Consider the following 23,312-nt stretch of genomic DNA (forward strand, 5'->3'; position numbering starts at 1 on the left):
GAATGGGCTGAGGATGGTCCCGACCGGCCTGCGTCTTAGTGAGCAGGATGCAGCGCGTCCTTCAGATAGACGCAGGTCAGGATGGTGAAAACATAGGCCTGCACGAAGGCCACGAGCACTTCAAGCCCGTAGATCGCGGTGATGGCCACAACCGAAATCGGCGACACGGCGGCGATGGCGGCAAAGCCTGCAAAGACCTTGAGAACCGCGTGGCCTGCCATGATGTTGCCGGCAAGACGGATGGAATGGCTGACGGGGCGCACGAAGTAGGACACGATCTCGATCACGGCGAGGATGGGCCGCAGCGCCAGCGGCGCGGAGGTCACCCAGAACAGGCCGAGGAAATGCGCGCCGTGCTTGACGAAGCCCAGAACGGTGATGCCCACGAAGACGAGGATCGCTAGAACGAAGGTCACCGCGATGTGGCTGGTCGTGGTGAAGCTCATCGGGATCAACCCGAGGAAGTTCGAGAACACGATGAACATGAACAGCGTCATGATGTAGGGGAAATACTTCAGACCGTCCTTGCCGGTCACGTCTTCCACCATCTTGTAGATGAAGCCGTAGGCCAGTTCCGCAACCGACTGGCTGCGCGACGGGATGATGGCGCGGCGCGAGGTGCCCAGCACCATCAGCGCAGAGATGGCCAGAACGCAGATCGCCATCCACAGGGTCACGTTGGTGATGGTGAACCAGCCCACCGGCCCGTCGCCGAACAGCGGCTTGACCATGAACTGATCCATCGGGTGGAACACGAGACCGGTCCCGTGATCCGCCGTTTCCGCACCGTGAGCCGCTTCAGTCGCCATCGCCGCGATCCCTCTTGTCCTTCGCCCCGTCTGCATCGGGGGCTTTGTCCTCTCCGGCGGGGCCGGAAGTTTTGTCTGTTCCGATCTCTGCGGCGGTCCGCAGCATCACGCGGATGCCCGCCACCAGACCCAGCACCGTGAACAGCACCATGAAGCCGGGCATCGTCCCCAGAAGGTGATCCAGCCCGTAACCAATGCCGAAGCCGATCCCCAGACCGGCCACCATTTCCGTGACCATCCGCCATGCCACATTGGCCTGCGAATAGTGTTCCTCCTGATGCGCTTTCCGGGTTTCCCGGGCGGCCCTCGCCGCCGCGATCTTGGCCTCCAGCGCGTCAAGCTGCCGCTTTGGATCGGGATCGCTCACCCTTCATCGCTCCGTTCGGACCGTCGACGGTGTTGCTATGCGGCGGGGGCCTCCGAGTCAAGGCGCGGTTAACCCTTGCGGGACGATTAAATTATCGTTCTTTATCATTCGCTTAACGTGAAAGCTGCAGCGCGGCATCCCCTCCCCCGCCGGGCCGTCAGCGCCAACAGGGCCTCCGGAGCATATTCAACCCGCGGGTTGAGTTTGCTGCGCGGCGCTTGACGGCGGCACGGGGCCGGGGCTTATGACCCTATGGCCCCCGATCTGGATACCGTCTTTGCCGCGCTTGCCGACCCGACCCGTCGGCGCATCCTCGCCATGCTGCTGGAGGATGACATGGCCGTGACAGATGTGGCCCAGCCGTTCGAGATGTCGCTGGCGGCGATTTCCAAACATCTGGCCATCCTCGCCGCCGCCGGACTGATCAGTCAGGAAAAGCGCGGGCGGGTGAAATGGTGCCAGCTGGAACCCGACGCCCTGCGCACCGCGAGCGTCTGGATGCAGGGCTTCGGCCAGTTCGAACCCGTGCATCTGGACTCGTTCGAACGCTTCCTGCGCAGCGAACTGGACCCGCCCGAGGATCCCGGCAGCGCGTCTTAGGCTTTTTCCCCGGCATAGGCTTTCAGATGCTTGACGAAAGCCTGCACCTTGGGCGTGCGGTGCAGATCCACATGGGTGACCAGCCACAGCGGCGCCGACCAGTCTTCCTGTGGCGGCATGACCTGCACCAGCCCGGCATCGCCTTCGGCTTCGGTCACCGGCATGAAACCCATGCCCGCCCCGGCGCGCACCGCCTGATGCTGCACCCGGTCGTCGCTGGTGCGGAACACCACCCGGGCGGCGGGCACGTTGACCTTCATCCAGCGGGCAGACGGCGCGCGGGAATCAAGATCGTCGAAGCCGACAAAGTCATGCGTGCCAAACTCCTCGGGGCCCTTGGGAAGGCCCCGCGCCTCCACGTAGGAGGCGGCGGCATAAAGTGCGACCGCCTGCCGCGAGAAGGGCTGCACCACATTGTCGGGCTCCTGCGGGGCGGCGCCCGCGCGCAGGGCGACATGGGCCTCGCCATATTCCAGACGGAACAGCCGCTCTCCGGTCAGGAAGCGCGCGGTCACATCGGGGTAAAGCGCACGGAAGCTGACCAGCGCCCCCACGATCAGCGGCGCGAAATTGGTGAGGGAGGTGACCAGAAGCTCGCCCGACACCGCCTCGCCCCGGCCCTTGATCCGTCCGGTCAGCTGGTGGAACTGGTCATCGGTGGTCTGGGCGACCCGCGCCAGATCCTGCCCCGCCTCGGTGGGCGTGTAGCCGCGGGCGTGGCGCTGGAACAGCTTGACCCCCAGCCGCGCCTCCAGCGCGTCGATATGGCGGATGACCGTGGCATGATGCACGCCCAGAACCTCGGCGGCGCCGCTGACCGTTCCCAGCCGCGCGACATGATAGGCGGTGCGGATTTCGTCCCAGTTTTCCATGTCAGTCCTTTACGCGGTTCGGCCCCTGTGCGGCGCACAAAGCGTGTTCCCGCCCGGACCGCAAGGGCAGGCCGCGGACAGGGTAAAGAGCAGAACGCAAAACGCCCGGCCGGAGCCGGGCGCAGAAAGAGGTGTGGCAGTCAGACTGCCGCGCCCCGTCTTTCCTGCGGAATTAGTCCGAGGAAGAGGAGGACGACGAGTCGGAATCCGAAGCGGCCGCGATCAGGGCCAGCGCGGCGACGCCGCCAGCAACCAGCAGTGCGGTGTTGGGCGCGGGAGCCGCTGCAACGGGAACGACCGCATAGGGGTCTTCTTCCACCACGACCGGCGCGGGGCTGCCAGCATAGGCGGCGGAAGAGGCGAGCAGGCCAGCAAGGGCCGCGGAAGCGAAGAGTTTGTTCAGGGTCATATGTCACCTACCAAAATTAGGAACTTCGAGTCCCACATAACGCCAAAACGCTTTTCGGGCCAGCGCGAATCCGGCCCATTCCGGCGCAGGCGGGGAAATCGGTGGAAATGTGCCACTTTTGCCAGCACCCCGCCGCAGGCTCGGCGGTTGACTCGGCGCCCGTCCCGGCGTAAGAGCCGCGCGATTGCCGGAAGTTTCATGCCTTCCGGTCCCATGGGCCATGCCCGGGATCGCCCTCCGTCAGCGCGTTGCGCCCACGGAGGCATTTCCGCTTTGGCGAATGGATTTGGCGAAACGCCGCGCGCGCCCCATCTTGGGGGTGCAGAAGCAAACGGAACGGACCAGAGGAAGACCCATGTTCGAGACTCTTTCCGATCGCCTTGGCGGCGTGTTCGACCGGCTGACCAAGCAGGGTGCCCTCAGCGAGGACGATGTCCGCACCGCCCTGCGCGAGGTCCGGGTCGCCCTGCTGGAGGCCGACGTGTCGCTGCCCGTGGCGCGCGACTTCATCAAGGCGGTGGAACGCAAGGCGACCGGCCAGTCGGTCACCCGCTCCGTGACCCCGGGCCAGCAGGTGGTCAAGATCGTCCATGACGAGCTGATCGCGGTGCTGACCGGCGAAGGTGATCCGGGCGCGCTGCGCATCGACAACGCCCCCGCGCCCATCCTGATGGTGGGCCTGCAGGGGTCGGGCAAGACCACCACCACCGCCAAGCTGGCCAAGCGGCTGAAGGAACGCGACCGCAAGAAGGTGCTGATGGCCTCGCTGGACGTGAACCGTCCCGCCGCCATGGAACAGCTGCAGATTCTGGGCCAGCAGATCGGCGTCGACACGCTGCCCATCGTCAAGGGCGAGGATCCCGTCGCCATCGCCCGCCGCGCCAAGACGCAGGCGAGCCTGGGCGGCTATGACGTCTATCTGCTCGACACCGCCGGGCGGCTGCATATCGATGCCGACCTGATCGCGCAGGCGGCGCAGGTGCGCGATGCGGTGAACCCGCGCGAAACGCTGCTGGTGGTCGATGGCCTGACCGGTCAGGACGCCGTCAACGTCGCCACCGAATTCGACGACAAGATCGGCGTGTCGGGCGTGGTGCTGACCCGGATGGATGGCGACGGGCGCGGCGGTGCCGCCCTGTCCATGCGCGCGATCACCGGCAAGCCGATCCGCTTCGTCGGCCTTGGCGAAAAGATGGACGCGCTCGAGACCTTCGAGCCGGACCGGGTCGCGGGCCGCATCCTTGGCATGGGCGACATCGTCGCCCTTGTCGAGAAGGCGCAGCAGACGCTGGAGGCCGAACAGGCCGAGCGCATGATGAAGCGCTTCCAGAAGGGTCAGTTCAACATGAACGACCTGAAGATGCAGCTTGAGCAGATGATGAAGATGGGCGGCCTGCAGGGCATGATGCAGATGATGCCCGGCGCCGGCAAGATGGCCAAGCAGATGGACGAGGCCGGGCTTGACGACAAGATCCTGCGCCAGCAGGTCGCGCTCATCAACTCCATGACCAAGATGGAACGCGCCAATCCGCAGCTTCTGCAGGCCAGCCGCAAGAAGCGGATCGCGGCGGGCGCGGGCATGGACGTGGCCGATCTGAACAAGCTGCTGAAGATGCAGCGCCAGATGTCCGACATGATGAAAAAGATGGGCAAGATGGGTAAGGGCGGCATGCTGAAACAGGCCATGAAGGGCATGTTCGGCAAAGGCGGCATGCCCGCCGACATGGACCCGTCCAAGATGGACCCCAAGGCGATGGAGGCTGCGGCCAAGGCCATGGGCAGCCGCATGCCCGGCGGTCTTCCCGGCATGGGCGGCATGGGCGGCAGCGCCCTGCCCCCCGGCCTGAGCGGCTTTGGCAAGAAGAAGTAAGATGCGCACCGCCCCCGTCCTGTCCACCGCGCGCCTGCGCCTTCGGCCCCATGTCCTTGACGACATGGCGGCGCTGGAGGCGTTTTATGCGACGGACAGGGCAGCGTTCATGGGGCGCCCCAACACCCGCACGCAGCTTTGGTATGGCTTTGCCTCCGAAGTCGGCAGCTGGGATCTGATGGGCCACGGCGCATGGGCGATCACGACGCAGGACGGCGCGCTGGTGGGACAGGTGGCGATCACCCAGCCCCCGCATTTCCCCGAGCGCGAAATCGGCTGGCTGCTGTTTGAGGGCCATGACGGCAAGGGCTACGCGACCGAGGCCGCCTTGACCGCGCTGCGCTGGGGCTGGCAGGCCGGGTTCGCGACGCTGGTCAGCTACATCACGCCGGAAAACGCCCGCTCGGTCGCGCTGGCGCGCAGGCTGGGGGCGGTCCATGATCCCGATGCGGCCCTGCCCGAAGGCGACGGCCCCGAAGGCACCGTGGTCTGGCGGCATGCGCCCGACACCGATGGCAGCCCCGAGGCTTACGCATGAGCCTTGTTTCCGCCCCCCGTCTGGTCACGGACCGGCTGATCCTGCGCGGGCCAGAGCCGCGCGATGCCGAGCCGATGATCGCCTTTCTGCTGGACCGCAGCCGGTCTGACGGCTTTGGCGGCTATGACCATCGCGGCGATGCGTGGCGCTGGTTCGCGCTGAACGTCGGGCACTGGCACCTGCGCGGCTACGGCTATTTCACCATCGAGATGAAGGACAGCGGCACGCCTGCGGGCATCTGCGGCATCTGGAATCCCGAAGGCTGGCCCGAGCCGGAACTGGGCTGGGTGGTGTTCGAAGGCTACGAAGGCCAGGGCATCGCGCGCGAGGCGGCAGAGCGTGCGCGGCGCTATGCCTATGCCGATCTGGGGCTGACCACGCTGACCTCGAACATCGTGCCGGGCAATACAAGGTCGATCGCCTTGGCCGAACGGCTGGGGGCGGTGCACGAACGCACCTACCAGAATCACCACATGGGCGAGGACATGCTGTTCCGCCATCCCGGCCCGGAGGTGGTGCTGGCATGACCGCCCCCTGCGAACGCCACCGTCCGGGCCCCGCCGCCCGTGCCGCCGCCCGTCTGGGCGGGCGCCTGCCGGTGCTGGACACCCGGCGGCTGCAGCTGCGCGCGCCGCGCATCTATGATTTTGACGCCTATGCCGCGATCCTGATGTCGGACCGCGCCGCGCTGATGGGCGGGCCCTATTCCCGCGCGCAGGCCTGGGGCGCGTTCACCAGCCATACCGCGCTGTGGCTGCTGCATGGGCACGGGCTCTGGACCATCGACGCGGAAACCCGCCCCTCTGCCGGGTTCATCCTGCTGGGCTATGACCACGACACGCCCGAGGCGGAGCTGCGCGTGATCCTCAGCGCCGACGCCGAAGGTCAGGGTTATGCCACCGAGGCGATGGAAGCCGCGCGCGGCCATGCGTTTGGCGATCTGGGCTGGGACAGCGTGGTGTCCTGCGTGACCAAGCCGAATGCCCGCGCCCGCGCGCTGATGCGCCGTCTGGGCGCCAAACGCGACGCCGCCGCCGAAGAAAGCCTTGGCGATGCAGAGCTGTGCGTCTACCGCCACCGGCCGGAGGTGGCGTGATGGCTTTGCGCGACATTCCCGTGCTGGACACGCGGCGGCTGGTCCTGCGCGCCCCCGAGGCGCAGGATTACCCCGATTTCAAGGCCACCTTCGCCTCTTACCGGTCGCGTTTCATGGGCGGGCCACTCAATGCCTATGAGGCGTGGATGCTTTATGCCGCCGAGATCGGCCACTGGCAGATCCGAGGCTTCGGCATGTGGATGGTGCATCTGCGCGACAGCGGCGAAACCGTGGGCATGGCGGGCGGCTGGTTCCCCGCCAAATGGCCGGAGCGGGAAATCGCGTGGATCATCTGGCCCGACCGGGGCGGGCGCGGCTATGCGCTGGAGGCCACGCAGCGGGTGCGGCAGTATTTCTATGACGTGGCGGGCTGGACCGGCGCGGTCAGCTACATCGATCCCAAGAACCTTGAATCGATCCGGCTGGCGGAACGGCTGGGCGCGCGGCGCGACGCCTCTGCCTCCGGCGTCGATGGCAGCGACGTGGTCTACCGCCACCCCGCGCCCGAGGCGCTGCGCGGCAGCCAGCTGGCCCATGGCATCGACATGGAAATCGCCAATTACATCGACCCCCTGTTCAAACCGAAAGGCTGGGCCATTGACTGAACCACAAGATCCCGTCGCGCGCGCCGCCGCGCTTCTGAAAGAGCATCGCCACAGCATCGACCGGCTGGATGCGATCCTTGTCTTCACGCTGGCCGAACGGTTCAAGCACACGCAGGCGGTGGGGCTGCTGAAAGCCACGCATGACCTGCCCCCCTCCGATCCCGCGCGGGAAGAACAGCAGATCGCGCGGCTGAAGGATCTGGCGAACACGGCGGATCTGGATCCCGAGTTCGCCGAGAAATTCCTGAATTTCATCATTCAGGAAGTCATCAAGCACCACGAACAACACCAATCCTGACGGCCCGTCCGTCATGCAACGCCATTAAAAGGAGACACCAAAATGGCCATGAAGATCAGACTCGCCCGCGGCGGTTCCAAGAAGCGCCCCCACTATGCCATCGTGGCATCCGATGCGCGCATGCCGCGCGACGGCCGCTTTCTGGAAAAGCTGGGCACCTACAACCCGCTGCTGCCCAAGGATGACGAACGCCGCATCATCATGGATGTGGAGCGCGTGCAGTACTGGCTGACCCAGGGCGCGCAGCCCACCGACCGTGTGGCCCGCTTCCTTGAAGCCGCAGGTCTGGTCGCCAAGACCGAGCGCAGCAACCCCAAGAAAGCCGTCCCGGGCAAGGCCGCCAAAGAGCGCGCCGATGCCAAGGCCGCCAAGGCTGCCGCCGCTGCAGAAGCCGCTGCCGCCCCCGCGGAAGACGCCGCCGAGTAATCCTTCGGCAACAGTTGACAAAAAGGCGCGCGGGCTGGCCCCGCGCGCCTTTCCCATGCCCGCGGCCATGCTATGTGCAGATCAACGCCTTGATCCGCCCGCCTTGCAGGAGCCGCCCATGACCCTTTCCCGCCTGACTTCCGCTGCAGCGCTTGCGCTGGCACTTGGCTCCGGGGCCGCAGTTGCGCAAAACGCACCGACGGATGGCCCCGGCCTGACCTTCACGCTGCGCGGCGGCGTCGCCTCCACCCCGGAATATTTCGGCTCGGACGAGTATAGCGCCGCGCCGGATCTGGGCTTCCGCTTCAACAGCCTGCAGCTGAACGACGGCAGCGGCTTCGGCAGCGCCGACCCTTGGGCCGAATCGCTGGGCTTCAACGTGCATGGCGCGTTCCGCTATATCGGCGAACGCGACAGCAGCGATTTTGACGAGCTGCGCGGCCTTGACGACATCGATGACGCGGTCGAACTGGGTCTGGGTGTCGGCTACGGCACCGACAATTTCTACGCCTTCCTGGATGCGCGCCGCGGCTTTGGCGGCCATGAATCCTGGGTCGGCGAGGCCGGGATGGACCTGATCTACCGCCCCGATGACCGCTGGCGCTTCAGCGCGGGCCCGCGCCTGTTCTGGGGCTCTGACGGCTATGCCGACACCTATTTCGGCGTCAGCCCGTCCGAGGCGGCGTCCTCCTCGCTGGGCGCCTATGATGCCGAAGGCGGGCTGCTCTCCGCCGGGGTGGAAGTGGGCGCGCGCTACCGCATCAATGATGACTGGGGCGTCGAAGGCGCGCTGACCTATGACCGCTACATGAACGATGCCGAAGACAGCCCCATCGTGGAAGCGGGCAGCGACGACCAGTGGGGCGTGCGGCTGGGTCTGACCCGCACCTTCCGCCTGCGGTTCTGACGCGATTGCCATTGCCCGGTGCTCTGGTCTATCCAGACGCATCGGGACACGGGGAGGCACGGGTGAGCGACAAGGTCTGCGTCGGCGCAATCGGAGGGGCTTTCGGGGTCCATGGCGAAGTGCGCCTGAAAAGCTTTACCGCCGATCCGGAGGCGATTGCAGACTATGCGCCGCTGACCTCCGAAGATGGCAGCCGCAGCTTTGACGTGCAGATCACCCGCCCCGTCAGTGGCGGCTTTGCCGCGCGCCTGTCGGGCATCCGCAGCAAGGAAGAGGCCGACGCGCTGCGCGGGCTCAAGCTGTTTGCGCCCCGCGACCGACTGCCCTCGCTGCCCGATGACGAATACTACCATGCCGACCTGATCGGGCTTGCCGTGCATGACACCGGCGGGGCCGAACTGGGCCGCGTCAAGACGGTGCTGAACCACGGCGCGGGCGACCTGCTGGAAGTGCAGCTGAAAGGCGAGGCGCGCAGCGTGCTGCTGCCCTTCACGCTGGCCGTGGTGCCGACCGTGGATCTGACGGCAGGCCGCATTGTCGCCGACCCGCCCGAAGGTCTGCTGGAGTAACCTCGCGCCGCAGGCCAAGGGCGACTCGCCGCTCCCGGACCCACCGCCCCTGCACCGCAGGCCCCCGCAACGGTGCCTAATTTTTGGGTTATGGATTGCAGACAATTCCGCAGAAATCAGAGCATGGGTGCCGCAGCGGCACCTTTACGTGGAATGGCCGCGACCCCGCCTGGTTTTCGCCACATTCGATCGGCATTCCCGCCATGTCCGAGCAGCCGGAGCCACGGCACATGCCCACATCGATGCGTAACACTCTCTGGGCCAGTCTGGCCCTGACCCCGGCGCTTGCCATGGCGCTGCTTCCCGACGGCGCCCCGCTGGCGACGCTGGACCCCGCGCTTCTGCTGGGGCTCAGCTGGGCCGTGGCGATTGGCGCTCTCTTGGGATCGCGCAGCACCTCCCGCGCCAATCCGGGCAAGCTGCAGCTGCTCGCCGCCAACAGCCCGGTCACCTTGCCTGACTGTCCCAGCCCCGCCGAAATCCGCCGCCAGCTGACGCCGCTGCTGCTGGCCGCGCCGCCTCTGGCAGACCGTGGCTGGGCGCAGGAGCCGGAAACCGAAGCCCATGCGCTTGGCCGGATCATCGCCAGCACGCTGGCCACGCAGGGCTGGCGCGACCTGTCCGATCCGGGCAGCGCGGATCTGCGCGGGCTCTGGCTGCTGGTGGCGCTGCTGCGGGCCGCACCGGGCAAGGCCGGCGAACTGGCGCAGGCCTTCCGCAGACCCGATGCCATGCTCGACCTGCGCGACCGGCTCGCCGCCATCACCAGCCGCCGTGATGCATGGGACCGGCAATGCGCCGCGTTCGAGGCCACCTCCCGGCTCTGGTCCAGCCCGCGCCCCGCAAGCCTCATCGACCAGCTTGCGGCGCTGGACCGTCCCGATCCCGATCTCTGGCACAAGGTGATCCGCGATTTTGATCCCGCCCGGGCCGAACAGCGCAATGCCGCGCTGTGGTGCGGGCGCCAGCTGACCTGCCACCGCGCCAGCGTGGCACTGCTGCTGCACCGGCTGGCACAGGAGGGCGTCGTCATCGACTCCTGCGTGCTGCCCCGGCTGGATGAAATCCTCGCGAACTGGGGCGCGGGCCGCTATTCCGGCCGCGCGCTGGGGCTCGACCCCGCCGATCAGGTCGCGGGCAGCGCCCCGGACGTCGCGCGGCTGCTCGACCGGCTCGCCGAACAGACCGACAGCCCGCGCCTGCCCGATCCCGTGGGGCTTTTTGACGTCTATGACGGGCGCGCCCCCCTGCCCCGCCCCGCATGGCAGCTGGATGGCGGGCTCTGCGCCGCCCCCGAACCGGTGGATTACCTACTGCCCCCGGCTTGAGCCCGCCCCGCGCCCCGGCTAGAGGAGGCGCAGGAAGGATCCGCCGCCATGACCGACACCCCCGCGCGCGCCCAAGGCCGCAAGACCATCCGCCCCAGCCTGTCCCCGCGCGAGCTGATGACGGACAGGCCCGCCCTGGCACGGGCCTGGACCGCGCAGATCCTCACGCTGTTTCCCGAAGCCTTTCCCGGCACGCTGGGCCTGTCGCTGACCGGGCGCGCCCTGCAGGACGGGCTGTGGCAGTTGGACACCGTTGCGCTGCGCGAATTCGGCGATGGCCGACACCGCAATGTCGATGACACGCCCGCCGGCGGCGGCGCGGGCATGGTGCTGCGCCCCGACGTGATGGGGCGCGCCATCGACCATGCCCGCGCCCGCATCGACCCGCGCGCGCCGCTGATCTACCTTTCGCCGCGGGGCCGCCGCTTTGACCAGCAGATGGCGCAGCATCTGGCCCAGACCCCCGGCGCCACGCTGATCTGTGGCCGGTTCGAGGGCATGGACCAGCGCGTGATCGACCATTACCGCATCCTTGAGGTGTCGCTGGGCGATTTTGTCCTCACGGGCGGCGAACTTGCGGCGCAGATGATGCTGGACGCCACGATCCGCCTGCTGCCCGGCGTGCTGGGCAATGCCGCCTCCACCGAAGAGGAAAGCTTTTCCAACGGACTGCTGGAACATCCGCAATATACCAAACCCGCCGACTGGCAGGGCCATGCCATCCCCGAGGTGCTGCTGTCAGGCAATCACGCCGCCATCGCCCGCTGGCGCCGCGAGCAGTCAGAGGCGCTGACCCGCGCCCGCCGCCCCGACCTGTGGCAGGCACATCTGGACCGCAGCGGCGGCTAGCCCCTTCTTCTTGGCGGAAATATCCCGGGGAGTGTGAGGGGCAGCGCCCCTCACCGGCCAGACCCCGCCAAAACCCGCAGTTTTCCCTTGAAAACACCCCCGCGCCGCGCCTATACGGCGCAGGTCCGCGTCCCCGTCCGGGGCTGCGGATTCGTTCGTTTCGTCCCCTGCCCTGCACCTTCGGCAGAGCGCCCGGCACGATCACGGACGCTGATACGGAAAATACGTTGTCCAACTCCGGCGGGCGCTGCGGCGGACCCGAACGAAGGCGCGGAGCTCTGGAACCTCGACACCTTCACGGGACAACCGTGAGCAGCTCAGGAGATGATCAGATGAATCTGATCGAACAGATCGAGGCGGAACAGATTGCCGCCCTCGGGAAGACCATTCCCGATTTCAAGCCGGGCGACACCGTGCGCGTCGGCTACAAGGTGACCGAAGGTACCCGCACCCGGGTGCAGGCCTATGAAGGCGTCTGCATCAGCCGCAAGAACGGCAAGGGCATCGCGGCCTCGTTCACCGTCCGCAAGATTTCCTTCGGCGAAGGCGTGGAACGGGTGTTCCCGCTCTACTCCACCAACATCGACACGATCGAGGTGGTGCGCCGCGGCAAGGTCCGTCGCGCCAAGCTGTATTACCTGCGCGAGCGTCGCGGCAAATCCGCCCGTATCGCCGAGCAGACCAATTACAAGCCGCTCGCCGGCGCCGGCGCATAAGGAGCCACGTCATGAAAAAGGGCATTCACCCCGATTATCACGTCATCGACGTCAAGATGACCGACGGCACCGTCTTCCAGACCCGCAGCACCTGGGGCAAGGAAGGCGATTCGATGCAGCTGGACATCGATCCCAGCGTGCACCCGGCATGGACCGGCGGCTCCTCGCGCCTGATGGATGCCGGTGGCCGCGTCACCAAGTTCAAGAAGAAATACGAAGGTCTGGGCTTCTGATCCCACGCGCTTCGCGTTTTTTGCAGACGCCGCTCCTCCGGGGGCGGCGTTTTGCTTTTGCGGGCATCGGTTTGCCTGACACAGCCGGGCGTCCTTGGACCAAGGATCCCCGTTCTGCCAGCAGCGTCAGATGGCGGACAGTGTCCCGCCTGCAGGCCATTTTCAGGAACATGCGTTTCCGGCTTCACAAATTCCATAGAATGAATATATGAAGGAGGCATCCCGGCAGGCCCCCCCTGCCGCAGCGCAGGAGTCTGACCATGCCCCTCCCCCGCCTGTCCCGCGCCGGTCTGCGACGCGCGCTTCCCGTTCTGGACTGGGCAAGCCGCTACACCCGCGACACCGCCACCTCGGATCTGGTTGCGGCGCTGATCGTCACCATCATGCTGATCCCGCAATCGCTGGCCTATGCGCTGCTGGCGGGGCTGCCGCCCGAGATGGGGCTTTACGCGTCGATCCTGCCGCTGGTCGCCTATGCCATCTTCGGCACCTCGCGGGCGCTGGCGGTGGGGCCGGTGGCGGTGGTGTCGCTGATGACAGCCGCGGCCATCGGCGAACTGGGCCTGACCGATCCTGCGCAGATCGCGCTGGCGGCGGGCACGCTCGCCTTCCTGTCCGGGGCGATCCTGCTGGCCATGGGCGTGCTGAAACTGGGCTTTCTGGCCAATTTCCTCAGCCATCCGGTGATTGCGGGCTTCATCACCGCCTCGGGGATCCTGATCGCCGCCTCGCAGCTCAAGCATATTCTGGGGGTCAGCGCCGAGGGCCATACCCTGCTGGAGACGCTGCTGGCGCTGGCGCGGGATCTGCCGCAGACCAACCTGATCACGCTCGGGATCGGTGTGGCCTCCGTCGCCTTCCTGTTCTGGGTGCGCCGCGGGCTGAAGCCGCTGCTGCGCCGCATGGGGCTGGGCGCGCGGGCGGCGGACATTCTTGCCAAGGCCGGGCCGGTCGCCGCCGTGGCCGTGACCACGCTGGCGGTCTGGGGGCTTGGGCTGCACGACCGGGGCGTGGCCATCGTCGGCACCGTGCCCACGGGCCTGCCGCCGCTGACCCCGCCTTCCGCCGATCCCGCGCTCTGGCGCCAGCTGCTGCTGCCCGCGCTGCTGATCTCGGTCATCGGCTTTGTCGAATCGGTGTCGGTGGCACAGACGCTCGCCGCCAAGAAACGCCAGCGCATCGTGCCGGATCAGGAACTGACCGGGCTGGGCGCCTCCAACGTGGCGGCGGCGCTGACGGGGGGCTATCCGGTCACCGGCGGGTTCGCGCGGTCTGTGGTGAATTACGACGCGGGCGCGGAAACCCCCGCCGCTGGCGCCTTCACCGCCGTGGGCATCCTGCTGGCGGCGCTGCTGCTGACGCCGCTGCTGTATTTCCTGCCCAAGGCGACGCTGGCCGCCACGATCATCGTCGCGGTGCTGAGCCTTGTGGATTTCTCCATCCTCAAACGCAGCTGGACCTATTCGCGGCTGGATTTTGCCGCCGTGCTGGCCACCATCGTCACCACGCTGCTGGTCGGGGTGGAAATCGGCGTGTCCGCCGGGGTGGTGCTGTCGATCTTCCTGCATCTTTACAAGACCTCGAAACCGCATGTGGCCGAGGTGGGGCTGGTGCCCGGCACCCATCACTTCCGCAACATCAAACGCCACAAGGTCGATACCCTGCCCGGCGTGCTGACGCTGCGCGTGGATGAAAGCCTGTATTTCGCCAATGCCCGGTTTCTGGAGGAGTATATCCTGAACCGCGTCGCCGAATGCCGCGACCTGCGCCATGTGGTGCTGATGTTTCCGGCGGTGAACGAGGTGGACATGAGCGCGCTGGAAACGCTGGAGGAGGTGAACCGCCGCCTGTCGGACATGCAGATCAGCCTGCACCTGACCGAGGTGAAGGGCCCGGTGATGGACCGGCTCAAGCGGTCGCATTTCCTGCACGACCTGACGGGCCGCGTGTTCCTGTCGCAATATGACGCGTGGTGCGCGCTACAGCCGGGTGCGACCCCCGGGGCCAAGCAGGAAGGCCTCGCGGCCCAGTAGCAGCGCGGGGAACAACGGGCGGCCATAGCCCGCCCCACCATCCAGATTGAGCCGGTTGGCGTAAAGCTGCGGGAAATCCAGCGCGGTATGGCCATGCACCACCAGCCTGCCCCAGTCGTGCTCTGTCTCAAGGAACGGCTTGCGGATCCAGATCAGGTCATCTTCGGCCTGCGCGTCCAGCGGCACGCCCGGGCGCAGCCCGGCATGGACAAAGATCTGGTGATCCGCCTCGTGCAGGCGCGGCAGCGCCGCGATCCAGTCCAGATGCGCCTGCGGGATCGCCTCTGCCGCGTCGTCGCGGATGGCGGTCAGCGTGCGATGGTCACCCACATTCACCCCGTAAGAGGCCAGCGTCGCCCGCCCCCCCAGCGGCGGATCGGTCCAGAGCAGCGGTCGGGAGGTCTGCGGATCGTCGTAGAGCGGATTGTCCAGAAACCTCAGCACGTAGCGGTCGTGGTTGCCCATCAGGCAGGTCCATGGCCGCCCCTCCGCCTGCCCGCGCATCAGCGTGTCGATCACCGCGCGCGAGTCAGGGCCGCGATCCACGTAATCGCCCAGAAACACCACCGGCGCGTCGCTGTCGTCGTCGCGTTCGATCATTTCCAGCGCCTCGTGCAGGCGGTCGATCTGGCCGTGAATGTCGCCAATGGCAAAAATGGGAGTCATGCGGATTCCTTTCCGCCCTTACTTGACTCGGCGGGACGGCAAGGGCAAGCCGCCTGCCGCCCATAAAAAAGGGCGCCCCGAAAGGCGCCCCCTTGGACATGCGGTCAGGCGCTCAGGCCACGTCGAATTCCAGCGGCTTGACCTGACGGAAAAGCCCGGTGTCGATCAGCGCCTTGACCACGGACGGATCCAGCGCCTCGTCCAGATAGGCGATGGCGATGGCCTCGCCGCCCTTGGCGGCCCGGCCCAGCGTGAAGTTCGCAAGGTTCACGCTGTGATCGCCCAGAAGCGAGCCGAGCTTGCCGATGATGCCCGGCACGTCGTTGTTGGTGGTGTACAGCATGTGGCTGCCCACCTCGGCGTCGATGTTGATGCCCTTGATCTGGATGAAGCGCGGCTTGCCGTCGCTGAACACGGTGCCCGCGATGGACCGCTCGCGCTCTTCGGTCACCACGGTGACCTTGATGTAGCCGTCAAAGGCGCCCGACTGTTCCTGATTGGTGGTCGAGATCTGGATGCCGCGCTCCTTGGCGATCACCGGGGCGGAGACCATGTTCACCTCGGGCGAGATGGTCTTCATGATGCCCGCGATCACCGAGCAGTTCAGCGCGGGCAGGTTCATTTCCGCAACCGAGCCGTCATAAAGGATGTTGATGGCCTTGATCGGCTCTTCGGTCATCTGGCTGATGAAATTGCCCAGATGGCCCGCCAGCCGGATCCACGGCCCCATGATCCGCGCCTCTTCGGCGGTGACGTTGGGCATGTTGAGCGCGTTGGTGACGGCCCCGGTCAGCAGGTAATCGGCCATCTGTTCGGCCACCTGCAGCGCCACGTTTTCCTGCGCTTCGGAGGTGGAGGCGCCCAGATGCGGGGTGCAGACCACGTTGGGCAGGTTGAACAGCGGGTTTTCCTTGGCCGGCTCTTCGGCGAAGACGTCAAAGCCCGCGCCCGCCACATGGCCGGATTTCAGCAGGTCGGCCAGCGCCTCCTCGTCCACCAGACCGCCCCGGGCGCAGTTGATGATGCGCACGCCCTTCTTGGTCTTGGCCAGATTCTCGCGGCTCAGGATGTTGCGGGTGCCGTCGGTCAGCGGAACGTGCAGGGTGATGAAATCGGCGCGCTTCAGCAGCTCGTCCAGATCGACCTTTTCCACCTGCATGGTCTTGGCCTTCTCGTCCGACAGGAACGGGTCAAAGGCCACGACCTTCATCTTGAGCCCGCGGGCGCGGTCGCAGACGATGCCGCCGATATTGCCCGCGCCGATCACGCCCAGCGTCTTGCCGGTCAGTTCCACGCCCATGAAGGCGTTCTTTTCCCACTTGCCCGCATGGGTCGAGGCGCTGGCCTCGGGCAGCTGGCGGGCCACGGCGAACATCAGCGCGATGGCGTGTTCGGCGGTGGTGATCATGTTGCCGAAGGGCGTGTTCATGACGATCACGCCATGTTTGGACGCGGCTTCCTTGTCGACATTGTCGGTGCCGATGCCCGCGCGGCCCACCACCTTGAGGTTGGTGGCGCGTTCCAGAATGCTGGGCGTGACCTTGGTGGCCGACCGGATGGCAAGGCCGTCATACTGGCCGATGACCTCGGCCAGCGCGTCCTTGTCCTTGCCCAGCTCGGGGCGGAAATCCACCTCGATGCCGCGGTCGCGGAAGATCTGCACGGCGGCGTCGGACAGCTTGTCGGAAATGAGAACCTTGGGAGCCATGATGCGGGATCCTTTGATAACAGGGGAGGGGTCGGGCGGAACGCATCCACCCGGCGGCTCAGTCAGTCAGGAAAAAGGGAGGAGGCGGGGTTTCCCCCGCCACCGGGTCAGGCCGCTGCGGCCAGCGCCTCGATCTCGGTCTCGAAGGCCCAGACCAGCCAGAGGGTCAGCGCCTCGATGTCGGACGCCTCCACCGTGGCGCCGCACCAGATGCGCAGGCCCGCAGGCGCGTCGCGATAGGCGCCCACGTCATAGGCCACGTTCGCCGTTTCCAGCCGCTTGGCCACGGCCTTGGCGAAGGCGGCGCCATCGGTGATGCGCGGATCGGTGAATTTCAGGCAGACGGAGGTGTTGGAGCGCGTCGCCGGATCTTCGGCCAGATTGGCGATCCAGTCGTGACGGTCGCAGAAATCCCACAGCACCTTGGCATTGGCATCAGCCCGCGCCCGCAGACCGGCAAGCCCGCCGACCTTGCGGCCCCAGTCCAGCGCCACGAGGTAATCTTCCACCGCCAGCATGGAGGGGGTGTTGATCGTCTCGCCGACAAAGATGCCCTCGATCAGCTTGCCGCCCTTGGTCATGCGGAAGATCTTCGGCAGCGGCCATGCGGGGGTGTAGCTTTCCAGCCGCTCCACCGCGCGGGGGCTGAGCACGATCATGCCATGCGCCGCCTCGCCGCCCATCACCTTCTGCCAGGAGAAGGTGGTGACGTCGAGCTTGTCCCACGGCAGATCCTGCGCAAAGGCGGCAGAGGTTGCGTCGCAGATGGTCAGGCCCGCGCGGGTGGCGGGGATTGCGTCGCCATTCGGCACACGCACGCCAGAGGTGGTACCGTTCCACGTGAACACCACGTCATTGTCGAAATCGACCGTGGCCAGATCAACGATGTGACCGTAATCGGCGGTCTTTACCTCGGCGTCGATCTTGAGCTGTTTCACCACATCGGTGACCCAGCCCGCGCCGAAGGATTCCCATGCCAGCATCTCGGCCTTGCGGGCGCCCAGCATCGACCACATGGCCATTTCCACGGCCCCGGTGTCGGAGGCGGGAACGATGCCGATGCGGTAATCCTCGGGGATGCCGAGAATTTCGCGGGTGCCGTCGATGGCGGATTTGAGCTTGTCCTTGCCCACCTTGGCGCGATGCGACCGGCCCAGCGGGGCGTCGGACAGCATGTCGACAGAGAAATGGGGGATCTTGGCACAGGGGCCGGAAGAGAAGCGCGGATTGGCCGGGCGCGCAGCCGGTTGGGGTCTAGCCATGTATCCTAACCTTACAGATAGTCGCCCTTCGTTGGGGAAGGGTGTCCCGCCGTGGGGGATACGCTGCCCCCTGCGGGCTGGCAAGCCGGATTCTGCGCGCGATGCGTCGCATTTGCGCAATCACCGCGCGGGCCTGACGCCGATCGGAAACTCCTGTGCCGGAACGCGGCGGCGCGGGTCAGTCGCGCCGGTCCATCCGTTCTTCGATGGCGCGCAGGCGGCGGATCACCTCGTCGCGGTAATCATCGGTGGCGGCGTTGCTTTCGGCCTGATGGGCGTCCTGCATGGAATTGACGATCAGACCCACCACAAGGTTGACCACCGCGAAGGTGGTCACAAGGATGAAGGGCACAAAGAACATCCACGCCTCGGGATGCACCTCCATCACCGGGCGCACGATGCCCATGGACCAGCTTTCCAGCGTCATGATCTGGAACAGCGTATAGGCGGAAATGCCCAGCGTGCCGAACCAGTCGGGAAAGCTGTCGCCAAAGAGCTTCGTCGCCATGACCGAGGCGATGTAGAAAATCACCCCCATCAGCAGGAACACCGAGGCCATGCCCGGCAGGGCCGACAGGAAACCTTCGACCACGCGGCGCAGCGTCGGCGCGATGGACACGACGCGCAGCAGACGCAGGATGCGCAGCGCCCGCAGCACCGCCAGCCCCTGCCCCGCAGGCACCAGCGACACGGCGACGATGACAAAATCGAAGATGTTCCAGCCGGAGCGGAAAAAGGCCCGGCCCCGCGCCACGATCTTGGCGGCAAGCTCGACCACGAAGATGGCAAGGCACAGCAGATCCAGCGCAAGGATCAGCCCCCCCGCCGCCGCCATCGCCTGATCCGAGGTTTCAAGCCCAAGGATCACCGCGTTGAACAGGATCACCCCAAGGATCGTGTGACGCACAAGCGGGGTCTCAAGCTGGGCATCAAGGCGGGCACGAAAGGACATGGAAGCTCCTGTTGTTGCGCCGCCTATGTGGCGTGGCCCCTCCGGCGGCGCAAGGCGGACCACGCCCCGGCATCTTGATTTTCCTAGAAATCGGGCGCAGCTTTCGGGGATGAACAGTCTTACCCCGCTTTCCGGTCCCGGGACCGAGGTCGTGGCCTTTCACCGGACCGAACTGGCCGTGATCCTGTCGCTTTACGGGCGCATGGTCGCCGCCGGGGAATGGCGGGATTACGGCATCTCCTCGCTGAAGGAGGTGGCGATCTTTTCGGTGTTCCGGCGCACGGCGGAATATCCGCTGTATCGCATCGAAAAGCGCCCGAAGCTGCGCAGCCGTCAGGGAGAATATGCCGTGTTCGGCATGGAAGGTCAGGTGCTGAAACGCGGGCACGACCTGAAGACCGTGCTCCGCGTGCTGGAGCGCAAGCTGATCCGCCCGGTGGACTAGCCCCCGGGCGGCGCGGTTCAGGCGGGCTGGGCCACCATGGCGCAGAGCAGTTCGAACATGATCGTCACACCCAGAAACGCCGTGCCGCCGCTGCTGTCGAAGGGCGGCGAGACTTCGACCAGATCGGCGCCCGCGATGCTGACGCCGGTCAGTTCGCGCACCACCTGTAGCGCCTGATAGCTGTTCGGACCGCCGATTTCCGGCGTGCCGGTGCCGGGGGCGAAGGTCGGGTCGACAAAATCGATGTCATAGCTGACATAGGTGGGCGCGCTGCCCACGATCTCGCGCGCCTCGGCCATCACGTCGGCCACGCCGCGGGCGTGGAATTCCTCGATCGGGATGATGCGGATGCCCACGGCCTTGGCGAAATCCCGGTCCTCGCTGTCATACATCGGGCCACGGATGCCGATCTGCACCACGCGCTTCGGATCCAGCAGGCCTTCCTCCACCGCGCGGCGGAAGGGCGTGCCGTGGGTGAATTTGAACCCGCCGAAATAGCTGTCCCACAGGTCGGTATGGCTGTCGAAATGGATCATGCCCAAGGGTTTTGCCTTGCCCAGAGCCCGCAGCACCGGCAGCGAGACCAGATGATCGCCGCCCCCGGTCAGCGGCCGGATCCCCGCCGCCACCACCGTGTCGTAAAAGGCGGTGATCCGCTCCATGCTGTCCTGCAGGTCGGCGGGGTTCGGCCCCACATCGCCCAGATCGGCGCAGGCCGCAGCCTCGAACGGGCGGATGCCCGACACGGCATGCTGCGCGCGGATCATGGTGGAATAGTCACGCAACTGGCGCGGGCCATGGCGCGGGCCGGGGCGGTTGGTGGTGCCGCTGTCCCATGGCACGCCGACAAGCCCGATCTCGACCTCGGAAAACCGGGCATGGTCGGGCTGCACCAGCGGCAGCCGCATGAAGGTGGGGATCCCCGCAAAGCGCGGCAGATCCATGCCGGAGACGGGGTGAAAGAAAGGATCGCTGGTCATCAAAGGACTCCGGTCAGGCGGGCATGGCGGGTCACGGCCCCGCCGCCCGTGGTTTCGATGCGGGACAGGGCGGGGGCCAGCGGTTCGCGCGCCACCGCCATGTGAAAGGCATTGGCATGCAGCAGGGTCTGCGGATCGGCCACCAGCGCTACATGGCCCTTCCAGAACAGCAGATCGCCGCGTTCGGGCGCGCTGCCCGCAGGCAGGGTCTGCCCCAGCGCCGCCTCCTGCTGGTCGCTGTCGCCGGGACAGGGCAGGCCGCAGGCCAAGAGCGCCGCCTGCACCAGCCCGGAACAGTCGATCCCCAGCGCCGAATTGCCGCCCCAGAGATAGGGCGTGCCCAGCAGGCGCTGCGCCACGGCAACGGGATCGGTCTCGGGGGTCTCAAGCGGGGCCAAATGTCCCTCCGGCACCCAGCCCGCCTGCGTCTGACAGAACCGGTCCTGCCGCGCGGTCACGCGGACCCGCGCGCCAAGGCTCAGCAGCAGCAGGTCGGGCGATTTCAGGTCAGGATCGCGATAGGCATGGGTGGCCCGGCTGCTGACGCGATGCGTGGCCTCGCAGGGCGGGGCCAGCGCCGCCTCCGCGACATAGCCCACATAGCCATCCGCCTCGGCCCGGACGAAGGCAAAGCCCTGATGCCTGTCATAGACGGTCAGCGCCGCGCCATGCAGAAGCTGCCGGTCCCGCGCGCCCTCCGGCGCGCGCAGCAGATCGGCCACCGCCGTGCCAAGGCTGGCGGGCTGGCCCTGCTCATAGCGGGGGGCGGTCACCTGATCGCGCAGATGCGCGGCGGCCACCCGGCCATTGGCAGGCAGCAGACGACGGTCTGTCACAGGCCCAGCACCTCTGGCAGGGCGGCAAGAATGGCGCGCGGCCCCTGCCCCAGCCCGCCCTTGGGGCGAGCCGTCGCGGGGGCGGGCTGCCACGAATAGATGTCGAAATGCGCGTAACGCGGCGTGTCGGTGACAAAGCGGCGCAGGAACAGCGCGGCGGTGATCGACCCGGCCATGCCGCCTGCCGGGGCGTTGTCCAGATCGGCGATGCCCGGTTCGATCTTTTCCTCGTAGGGATCCCAGAACGGCATGCGCCAGACCGGATCCGCCGCCGGGCCGGAGGCACGGGACAGCGCCGCCGCAAACGCCTCGTCTCCGGTGTAGAACGGCGCCAGATCCGGCCCCACCGCCACCCGCGCGGCGCCGGTCAGCGTCGCCATGGACAGCAGCAGATCGGGCTTTTCCTCATCCGCAAGCGCCAGCGCGTCGGCCAGCACCAGCCGTCCTTCGGCATCGGTGTTGTTGATCTCCACCGTCAGACCCTTGCGCGAGGTCAGGATGTCCTGCGGGCGGAAGGCGCTGCCAGAGACCGAGTTTTCCACCGCCGGGATCAGCACGCGCAGCTGCACCGGCAGATCCAGCGCCATGATCGACCGCGCCAGCCCCAGCACGTTGGCGGCGCCCCCCATGTCCTTTTTCATCAGCCCCATGGAGGCGCCGGATTTCAGGTTGAGCCCGCCCGTGTCGAAGCACACGCCCTTGCCCACCAGCGTCAGCCGCGGACCGCGCGCGCCCCAGCGCAGGTCAATGAGCCGCGGCGCGCGCGGGCTGGCACGGCCCACCGCGTGGATCATCGGGAAATTCTGCTCCAGCAGCGCGTCGCCGGTGGTCACCTCGATCGCCGCGCCGAACTGCGTGGCAAGGCTGCGCGCCACCGCCTCCAGCTCTTCGGGGCCCATGTCAGAGGCGGGGGTGTTGACCAGATCGCGGATCAGCGCCTCGGAGGCGGCCAGCGTTTCGATCCGGGCCGCGTCGACGCCCTCGGGGGCGACAAGCTGCGGCATCTCGGGCACCCGGCCCGCGTAACGGGCAAAGCGGTAGCCCGCCAGCAGCCATCCCAGCGCCTCTTCCTCGATGCGGCCGCCGGGCAGGTTGTTGGCGATGCGCCAAGGGCCCTGCCCCAGCCGCCCCACCGCGCCTGCCAGCGCAAAGCGCCCGCGCCGCCGCGCCGCTTCGGTGCCATAGCCCATCAGACCCGCCACGGGCCGACCGTCCGGGCCGGGGATCATCAGCGCGCTGCCCAGATCCGCCTGAAAGCCGTTCGCCGCGACCCATGCGCGGGTGGCCTCGGGCTGATCCTCCAGCCACGCCTCCAGTCCGGCGGGCTCCAGCACATGCAGCGGCAGCGCGTCGGATCCGGCGGGGGCAAAGGTCAGGGTCATGGCGGAGGCTCCTTCTGGGACGTCAGCGCAGAGCCTAACCGAGCCTGCGCCACCCGCAAGGGGATCCGGTCAGACCGACAGATCCTGCAGATCCCAGAGCGCGTAAAGCGAGCTTTCCCCCATCCGCACCATCCGCGCCAGCGTCGCCGACAGGGCCACGCCATCGCCATCATCGATGCACTGCACCACGTCGCGGCTGATGCGGCTGAGCCCGCTCATGCCGATCTGTTCCGCGATCCGGCCAAGCGCCCGGGTGCATTTGCGCATCTCCGGCCAGTCGCCCTGCGTGAACAGCCGGTCGGCATGGCCCAGCCGGCAGGCCAGTTCCTCCATCGCCCGGCATACGACATTTTCACCTTCCTGCGGCCCGAGCCGGGCAAAAAGCTGTTCCAGCCGCTCCGGGTCGAGCCCGGCCTTTTCGCAAGGAGACAGCACCGCAACCTGTTCCACCACACGCATCCCCATGATCCGCCCCCACGGCCTGCCCTGAGTAGCGCCCCGAAGTTCCCAAAACCTTAGGCGCACAGCGTTTCTTCTCTCGAATTCCTGCCGAATT

28 protein-coding genes are annotated in these 23,312 nt (G+C 67.0%); 16 read left to right on the top strand and 12 right to left on the bottom strand.

Annotated elements, in window-relative coordinates; translation table 11 throughout:
* Positions 1 to 35 precede the first annotated feature (35 nt).
* Both BLR51_RS00295 and BLR51_RS00300 read right to left on the bottom strand, forming a co-directional pair.
* Positions 36 to 809 carry a F0F1 ATP synthase subunit A gene (locus tag BLR51_RS00295; protein WP_089841919.1) on the bottom strand — a complete coding sequence of 258 codons (774 nt, stop codon included), beginning with the start codon at positions 807 to 809 and terminating at the stop codon, positions 36 to 38.
* On the bottom strand, positions 799 to 1,176 hold the full coding sequence (locus tag BLR51_RS00300; RefSeq protein WP_089841922.1) for an AtpZ/AtpI family protein: 378 nt from the start codon (positions 1,174 to 1,176) through the stop codon (positions 799 to 801). The genes BLR51_RS00295 and BLR51_RS00300 overlap by 11 nt, the downstream gene beginning before the upstream one ends.
* Before the next feature lie 252 nt (positions 1,177 to 1,428).
* On the opposite strand from BLR51_RS00300, the gene BLR51_RS00305 reads away from it, so the two are divergent.
* Entirely contained in the window at positions 1,429 to 1,776 is a 348-nt protein-coding gene (locus BLR51_RS00305) for an ArsR/SmtB family transcription factor (RefSeq protein ID WP_089841925.1), read from the top strand.
* Here BLR51_RS00305 and BLR51_RS00310 read toward each other — a convergent pair.
* Positions 1,773 to 2,648, bottom strand: coding sequence for a LysR family transcriptional regulator (locus tag BLR51_RS00310; protein WP_089841928.1), 876 nt, complete (start codon positions 2,646 to 2,648; stop codon positions 1,773 to 1,775). The genes BLR51_RS00305 and BLR51_RS00310 overlap by 4 nt on opposite strands.
* Before the next feature lie 172 nt (positions 2,649 to 2,820).
* Positions 2,821 to 3,057, bottom strand: a complete 237-nt coding sequence (locus BLR51_RS00315) for a hypothetical protein (protein ID WP_089841932.1) — start codon at positions 3,055 to 3,057, stop codon at positions 2,821 to 2,823.
* Positions 3,058 to 3,412: 355 nt separating this feature from the next.
* Between BLR51_RS00315 and ffh the strand changes: the two genes are divergently transcribed.
* The 14 genes from ffh to BLR51_RS00385 all read left to right on the top strand — a co-directional run bounded on the left by ffh (position 3,413) and on the right by BLR51_RS00385 (position 14,525).
* The gene (gene ffh, locus BLR51_RS00320) at positions 3,413 to 4,927 is read left to right on the top strand and encodes a signal recognition particle protein (protein WP_089841936.1); all 1,515 of its coding nucleotides are present in this window, start codon (positions 3,413 to 3,415) and stop codon (positions 4,925 to 4,927) included.
* A gap of 1 nt (position 4,928) precedes the next feature.
* On the top strand, positions 4,929 to 5,465 hold the full coding sequence (locus BLR51_RS00325) for a GNAT family N-acetyltransferase (protein ID WP_089841939.1): 537 nt from the start codon (positions 4,929 to 4,931) through the stop codon (positions 5,463 to 5,465).
* On the top strand, positions 5,462 to 5,992 hold the full coding sequence (locus tag BLR51_RS00330) for a GNAT family N-acetyltransferase (protein ID WP_089841942.1): 531 nt from the start codon (positions 5,462 to 5,464) through the stop codon (positions 5,990 to 5,992). The genes BLR51_RS00325 and BLR51_RS00330 overlap by 4 nt, the downstream gene beginning before the upstream one ends.
* The gene (locus BLR51_RS00335) at positions 5,989 to 6,561 is read left to right on the top strand and encodes a GNAT family N-acetyltransferase (RefSeq protein WP_089841945.1); all 573 of its coding nucleotides are present in this window, start codon (positions 5,989 to 5,991) and stop codon (positions 6,559 to 6,561) included. The genes BLR51_RS00330 and BLR51_RS00335 overlap by 4 nt, the downstream gene beginning before the upstream one ends.
* Positions 6,561 to 7,166 (top strand): GNAT family N-acetyltransferase, encoded by a 606-nt coding sequence (locus BLR51_RS00340; protein ID WP_089841948.1) that lies wholly within the window; start codon positions 6,561 to 6,563, stop codon positions 7,164 to 7,166. Before BLR51_RS00335 ends, BLR51_RS00340 begins: the two co-directional genes overlap by 1 nt.
* Positions 7,159 to 7,464 (top strand): chorismate mutase, encoded by a 306-nt coding sequence (locus tag BLR51_RS00345; protein ID WP_089841951.1) that lies wholly within the window; start codon positions 7,159 to 7,161, stop codon positions 7,462 to 7,464. Before BLR51_RS00340 ends, BLR51_RS00345 begins: the two co-directional genes overlap by 8 nt.
* Before the next feature lie 42 nt (positions 7,465 to 7,506).
* Positions 7,507 to 7,890 carry a 30S ribosomal protein S16 gene (gene rpsP / locus BLR51_RS00350; RefSeq protein ID WP_089841954.1) on the top strand — a complete coding sequence of 128 codons (384 nt, stop codon included), beginning with the start codon at positions 7,507 to 7,509 and terminating at the stop codon, positions 7,888 to 7,890.
* 118 nt (positions 7,891 to 8,008) lie between these two features.
* Complete coding sequence (locus BLR51_RS00355; protein WP_089841958.1) at positions 8,009 to 8,797, top strand: MipA/OmpV family protein; 789 nt, start codon at positions 8,009 to 8,011, stop codon at positions 8,795 to 8,797.
* Between the two features lie 62 nt (positions 8,798 to 8,859).
* Positions 8,860 to 9,366, top strand: a complete 507-nt coding sequence (gene rimM, locus BLR51_RS00360) for a ribosome maturation factor RimM (RefSeq protein ID WP_089841963.1) — start codon at positions 8,860 to 8,862, stop codon at positions 9,364 to 9,366.
* A 230-nt stretch (positions 9,367 to 9,596) separates the two neighbouring features.
* Positions 9,597 to 10,694 carry a hypothetical protein gene (locus BLR51_RS00365; RefSeq protein WP_089841966.1) on the top strand — a complete coding sequence of 366 codons (1,098 nt, stop codon included), beginning with the start codon at positions 9,597 to 9,599 and terminating at the stop codon, positions 10,692 to 10,694.
* Positions 10,695 to 10,742: 48 nt separating this feature from the next.
* Complete coding sequence (trmD, locus tag BLR51_RS00370) at positions 10,743 to 11,543, top strand: tRNA (guanosine(37)-N1)-methyltransferase TrmD (RefSeq protein WP_089841969.1); 801 nt, start codon at positions 10,743 to 10,745, stop codon at positions 11,541 to 11,543.
* Positions 11,544 to 11,875: 332 nt separating this feature from the next.
* Positions 11,876 to 12,259, top strand: a complete 384-nt coding sequence (gene rplS / locus BLR51_RS00375) for a 50S ribosomal protein L19 (protein WP_089841972.1) — start codon at positions 11,876 to 11,878, stop codon at positions 12,257 to 12,259.
* An 11-nt stretch (positions 12,260 to 12,270) separates the two neighbouring features.
* A complete protein-coding gene (rpmE, locus tag BLR51_RS00380) occupies positions 12,271 to 12,492 on the top strand; it encodes a 50S ribosomal protein L31 (protein ID WP_089841975.1) in 222 nt (73 codons plus the stop codon).
* Positions 12,493 to 12,752: 260 nt separating this feature from the next.
* On the top strand, positions 12,753 to 14,525 hold the full coding sequence (locus tag BLR51_RS00385; RefSeq protein ID WP_089841978.1) for a SulP family inorganic anion transporter: 1,773 nt from the start codon (positions 12,753 to 12,755) through the stop codon (positions 14,523 to 14,525).
* Here the strand turns inward: BLR51_RS00385 and BLR51_RS00390 are convergent.
* The 4 genes from BLR51_RS00390 to BLR51_RS00405 form a co-directional block, all read right to left on the bottom strand.
* Positions 14,472 to 15,191 carry a metallophosphoesterase family protein gene (locus BLR51_RS00390; RefSeq protein ID WP_089841982.1) on the bottom strand — a complete coding sequence of 240 codons (720 nt, stop codon included), beginning with the start codon at positions 15,189 to 15,191 and terminating at the stop codon, positions 14,472 to 14,474. The two genes, BLR51_RS00385 and BLR51_RS00390, sit on opposite strands and share 54 nt — an antisense overlap.
* 112 nt (positions 15,192 to 15,303) lie before the next feature.
* The gene (gene serA, locus BLR51_RS00395; RefSeq protein WP_089841985.1) at positions 15,304 to 16,899 is read right to left on the bottom strand and encodes a phosphoglycerate dehydrogenase; all 1,596 of its coding nucleotides are present in this window, start codon (positions 16,897 to 16,899) and stop codon (positions 15,304 to 15,306) included.
* A 107-nt stretch (positions 16,900 to 17,006) separates the two neighbouring features.
* Positions 17,007 to 18,161, bottom strand: a complete 1,155-nt coding sequence (locus BLR51_RS00400; protein WP_089841988.1) for a phosphoserine transaminase — start codon at positions 18,159 to 18,161, stop codon at positions 17,007 to 17,009.
* Between the two features lie 178 nt (positions 18,162 to 18,339).
* The gene (locus BLR51_RS00405) at positions 18,340 to 19,113 is read right to left on the bottom strand and encodes an ion transporter (protein ID WP_089841992.1); all 774 of its coding nucleotides are present in this window, start codon (positions 19,111 to 19,113) and stop codon (positions 18,340 to 18,342) included.
* Between the two features lie 109 nt (positions 19,114 to 19,222).
* Here BLR51_RS00405 and BLR51_RS00410 point away from each other — a divergent pair, with 109 nt between their 5' ends.
* The gene (locus BLR51_RS00410) at positions 19,223 to 19,558 is read left to right on the top strand and encodes a DUF2794 domain-containing protein (protein ID WP_089841995.1); all 336 of its coding nucleotides are present in this window, start codon (positions 19,223 to 19,225) and stop codon (positions 19,556 to 19,558) included.
* Positions 19,559 to 19,575: 17 nt separating this feature from the next.
* Here BLR51_RS00410 and speB read toward each other — a convergent pair whose 3' ends face one another.
* The 4 genes from speB to BLR51_RS00430 all read right to left on the bottom strand — a co-directional run bounded on the left by speB (position 19,576) and on the right by BLR51_RS00430 (position 23,221).
* On the bottom strand, positions 19,576 to 20,538 hold the full coding sequence (speB, locus tag BLR51_RS00415; protein WP_089841998.1) for an agmatinase: 963 nt from the start codon (positions 20,536 to 20,538) through the stop codon (positions 19,576 to 19,578).
* Positions 20,538 to 21,374 carry a C40 family peptidase gene (locus tag BLR51_RS00420; RefSeq protein ID WP_089842000.1) on the bottom strand — a complete coding sequence of 279 codons (837 nt, stop codon included), beginning with the start codon at positions 21,372 to 21,374 and terminating at the stop codon, positions 20,538 to 20,540. Before BLR51_RS00420 ends, speB begins: the two co-directional genes overlap by 1 nt.
* Positions 21,371 to 22,756 (bottom strand): leucyl aminopeptidase family protein, encoded by a 1,386-nt coding sequence (locus BLR51_RS00425; RefSeq protein WP_089842003.1) that lies wholly within the window; start codon positions 22,754 to 22,756, stop codon positions 21,371 to 21,373. Before BLR51_RS00425 ends, BLR51_RS00420 begins: the two co-directional genes overlap by 4 nt.
* Positions 22,757 to 22,825: 69 nt before the next feature.
* Positions 22,826 to 23,221, bottom strand: a complete 396-nt coding sequence (locus BLR51_RS00430) for a hypothetical protein (protein ID WP_230794629.1) — start codon at positions 23,219 to 23,221, stop codon at positions 22,826 to 22,828.
* Between the last annotated feature and the right edge of the window lie 91 nt (positions 23,222 to 23,312).

The sequence above is a fragment of the Salipiger marinus genome (assembly GCF_900100085.1).
Classification (GTDB): domain Bacteria; phylum Pseudomonadota; class Alphaproteobacteria; order Rhodobacterales; family Rhodobacteraceae; genus Salipiger; species Salipiger marinus.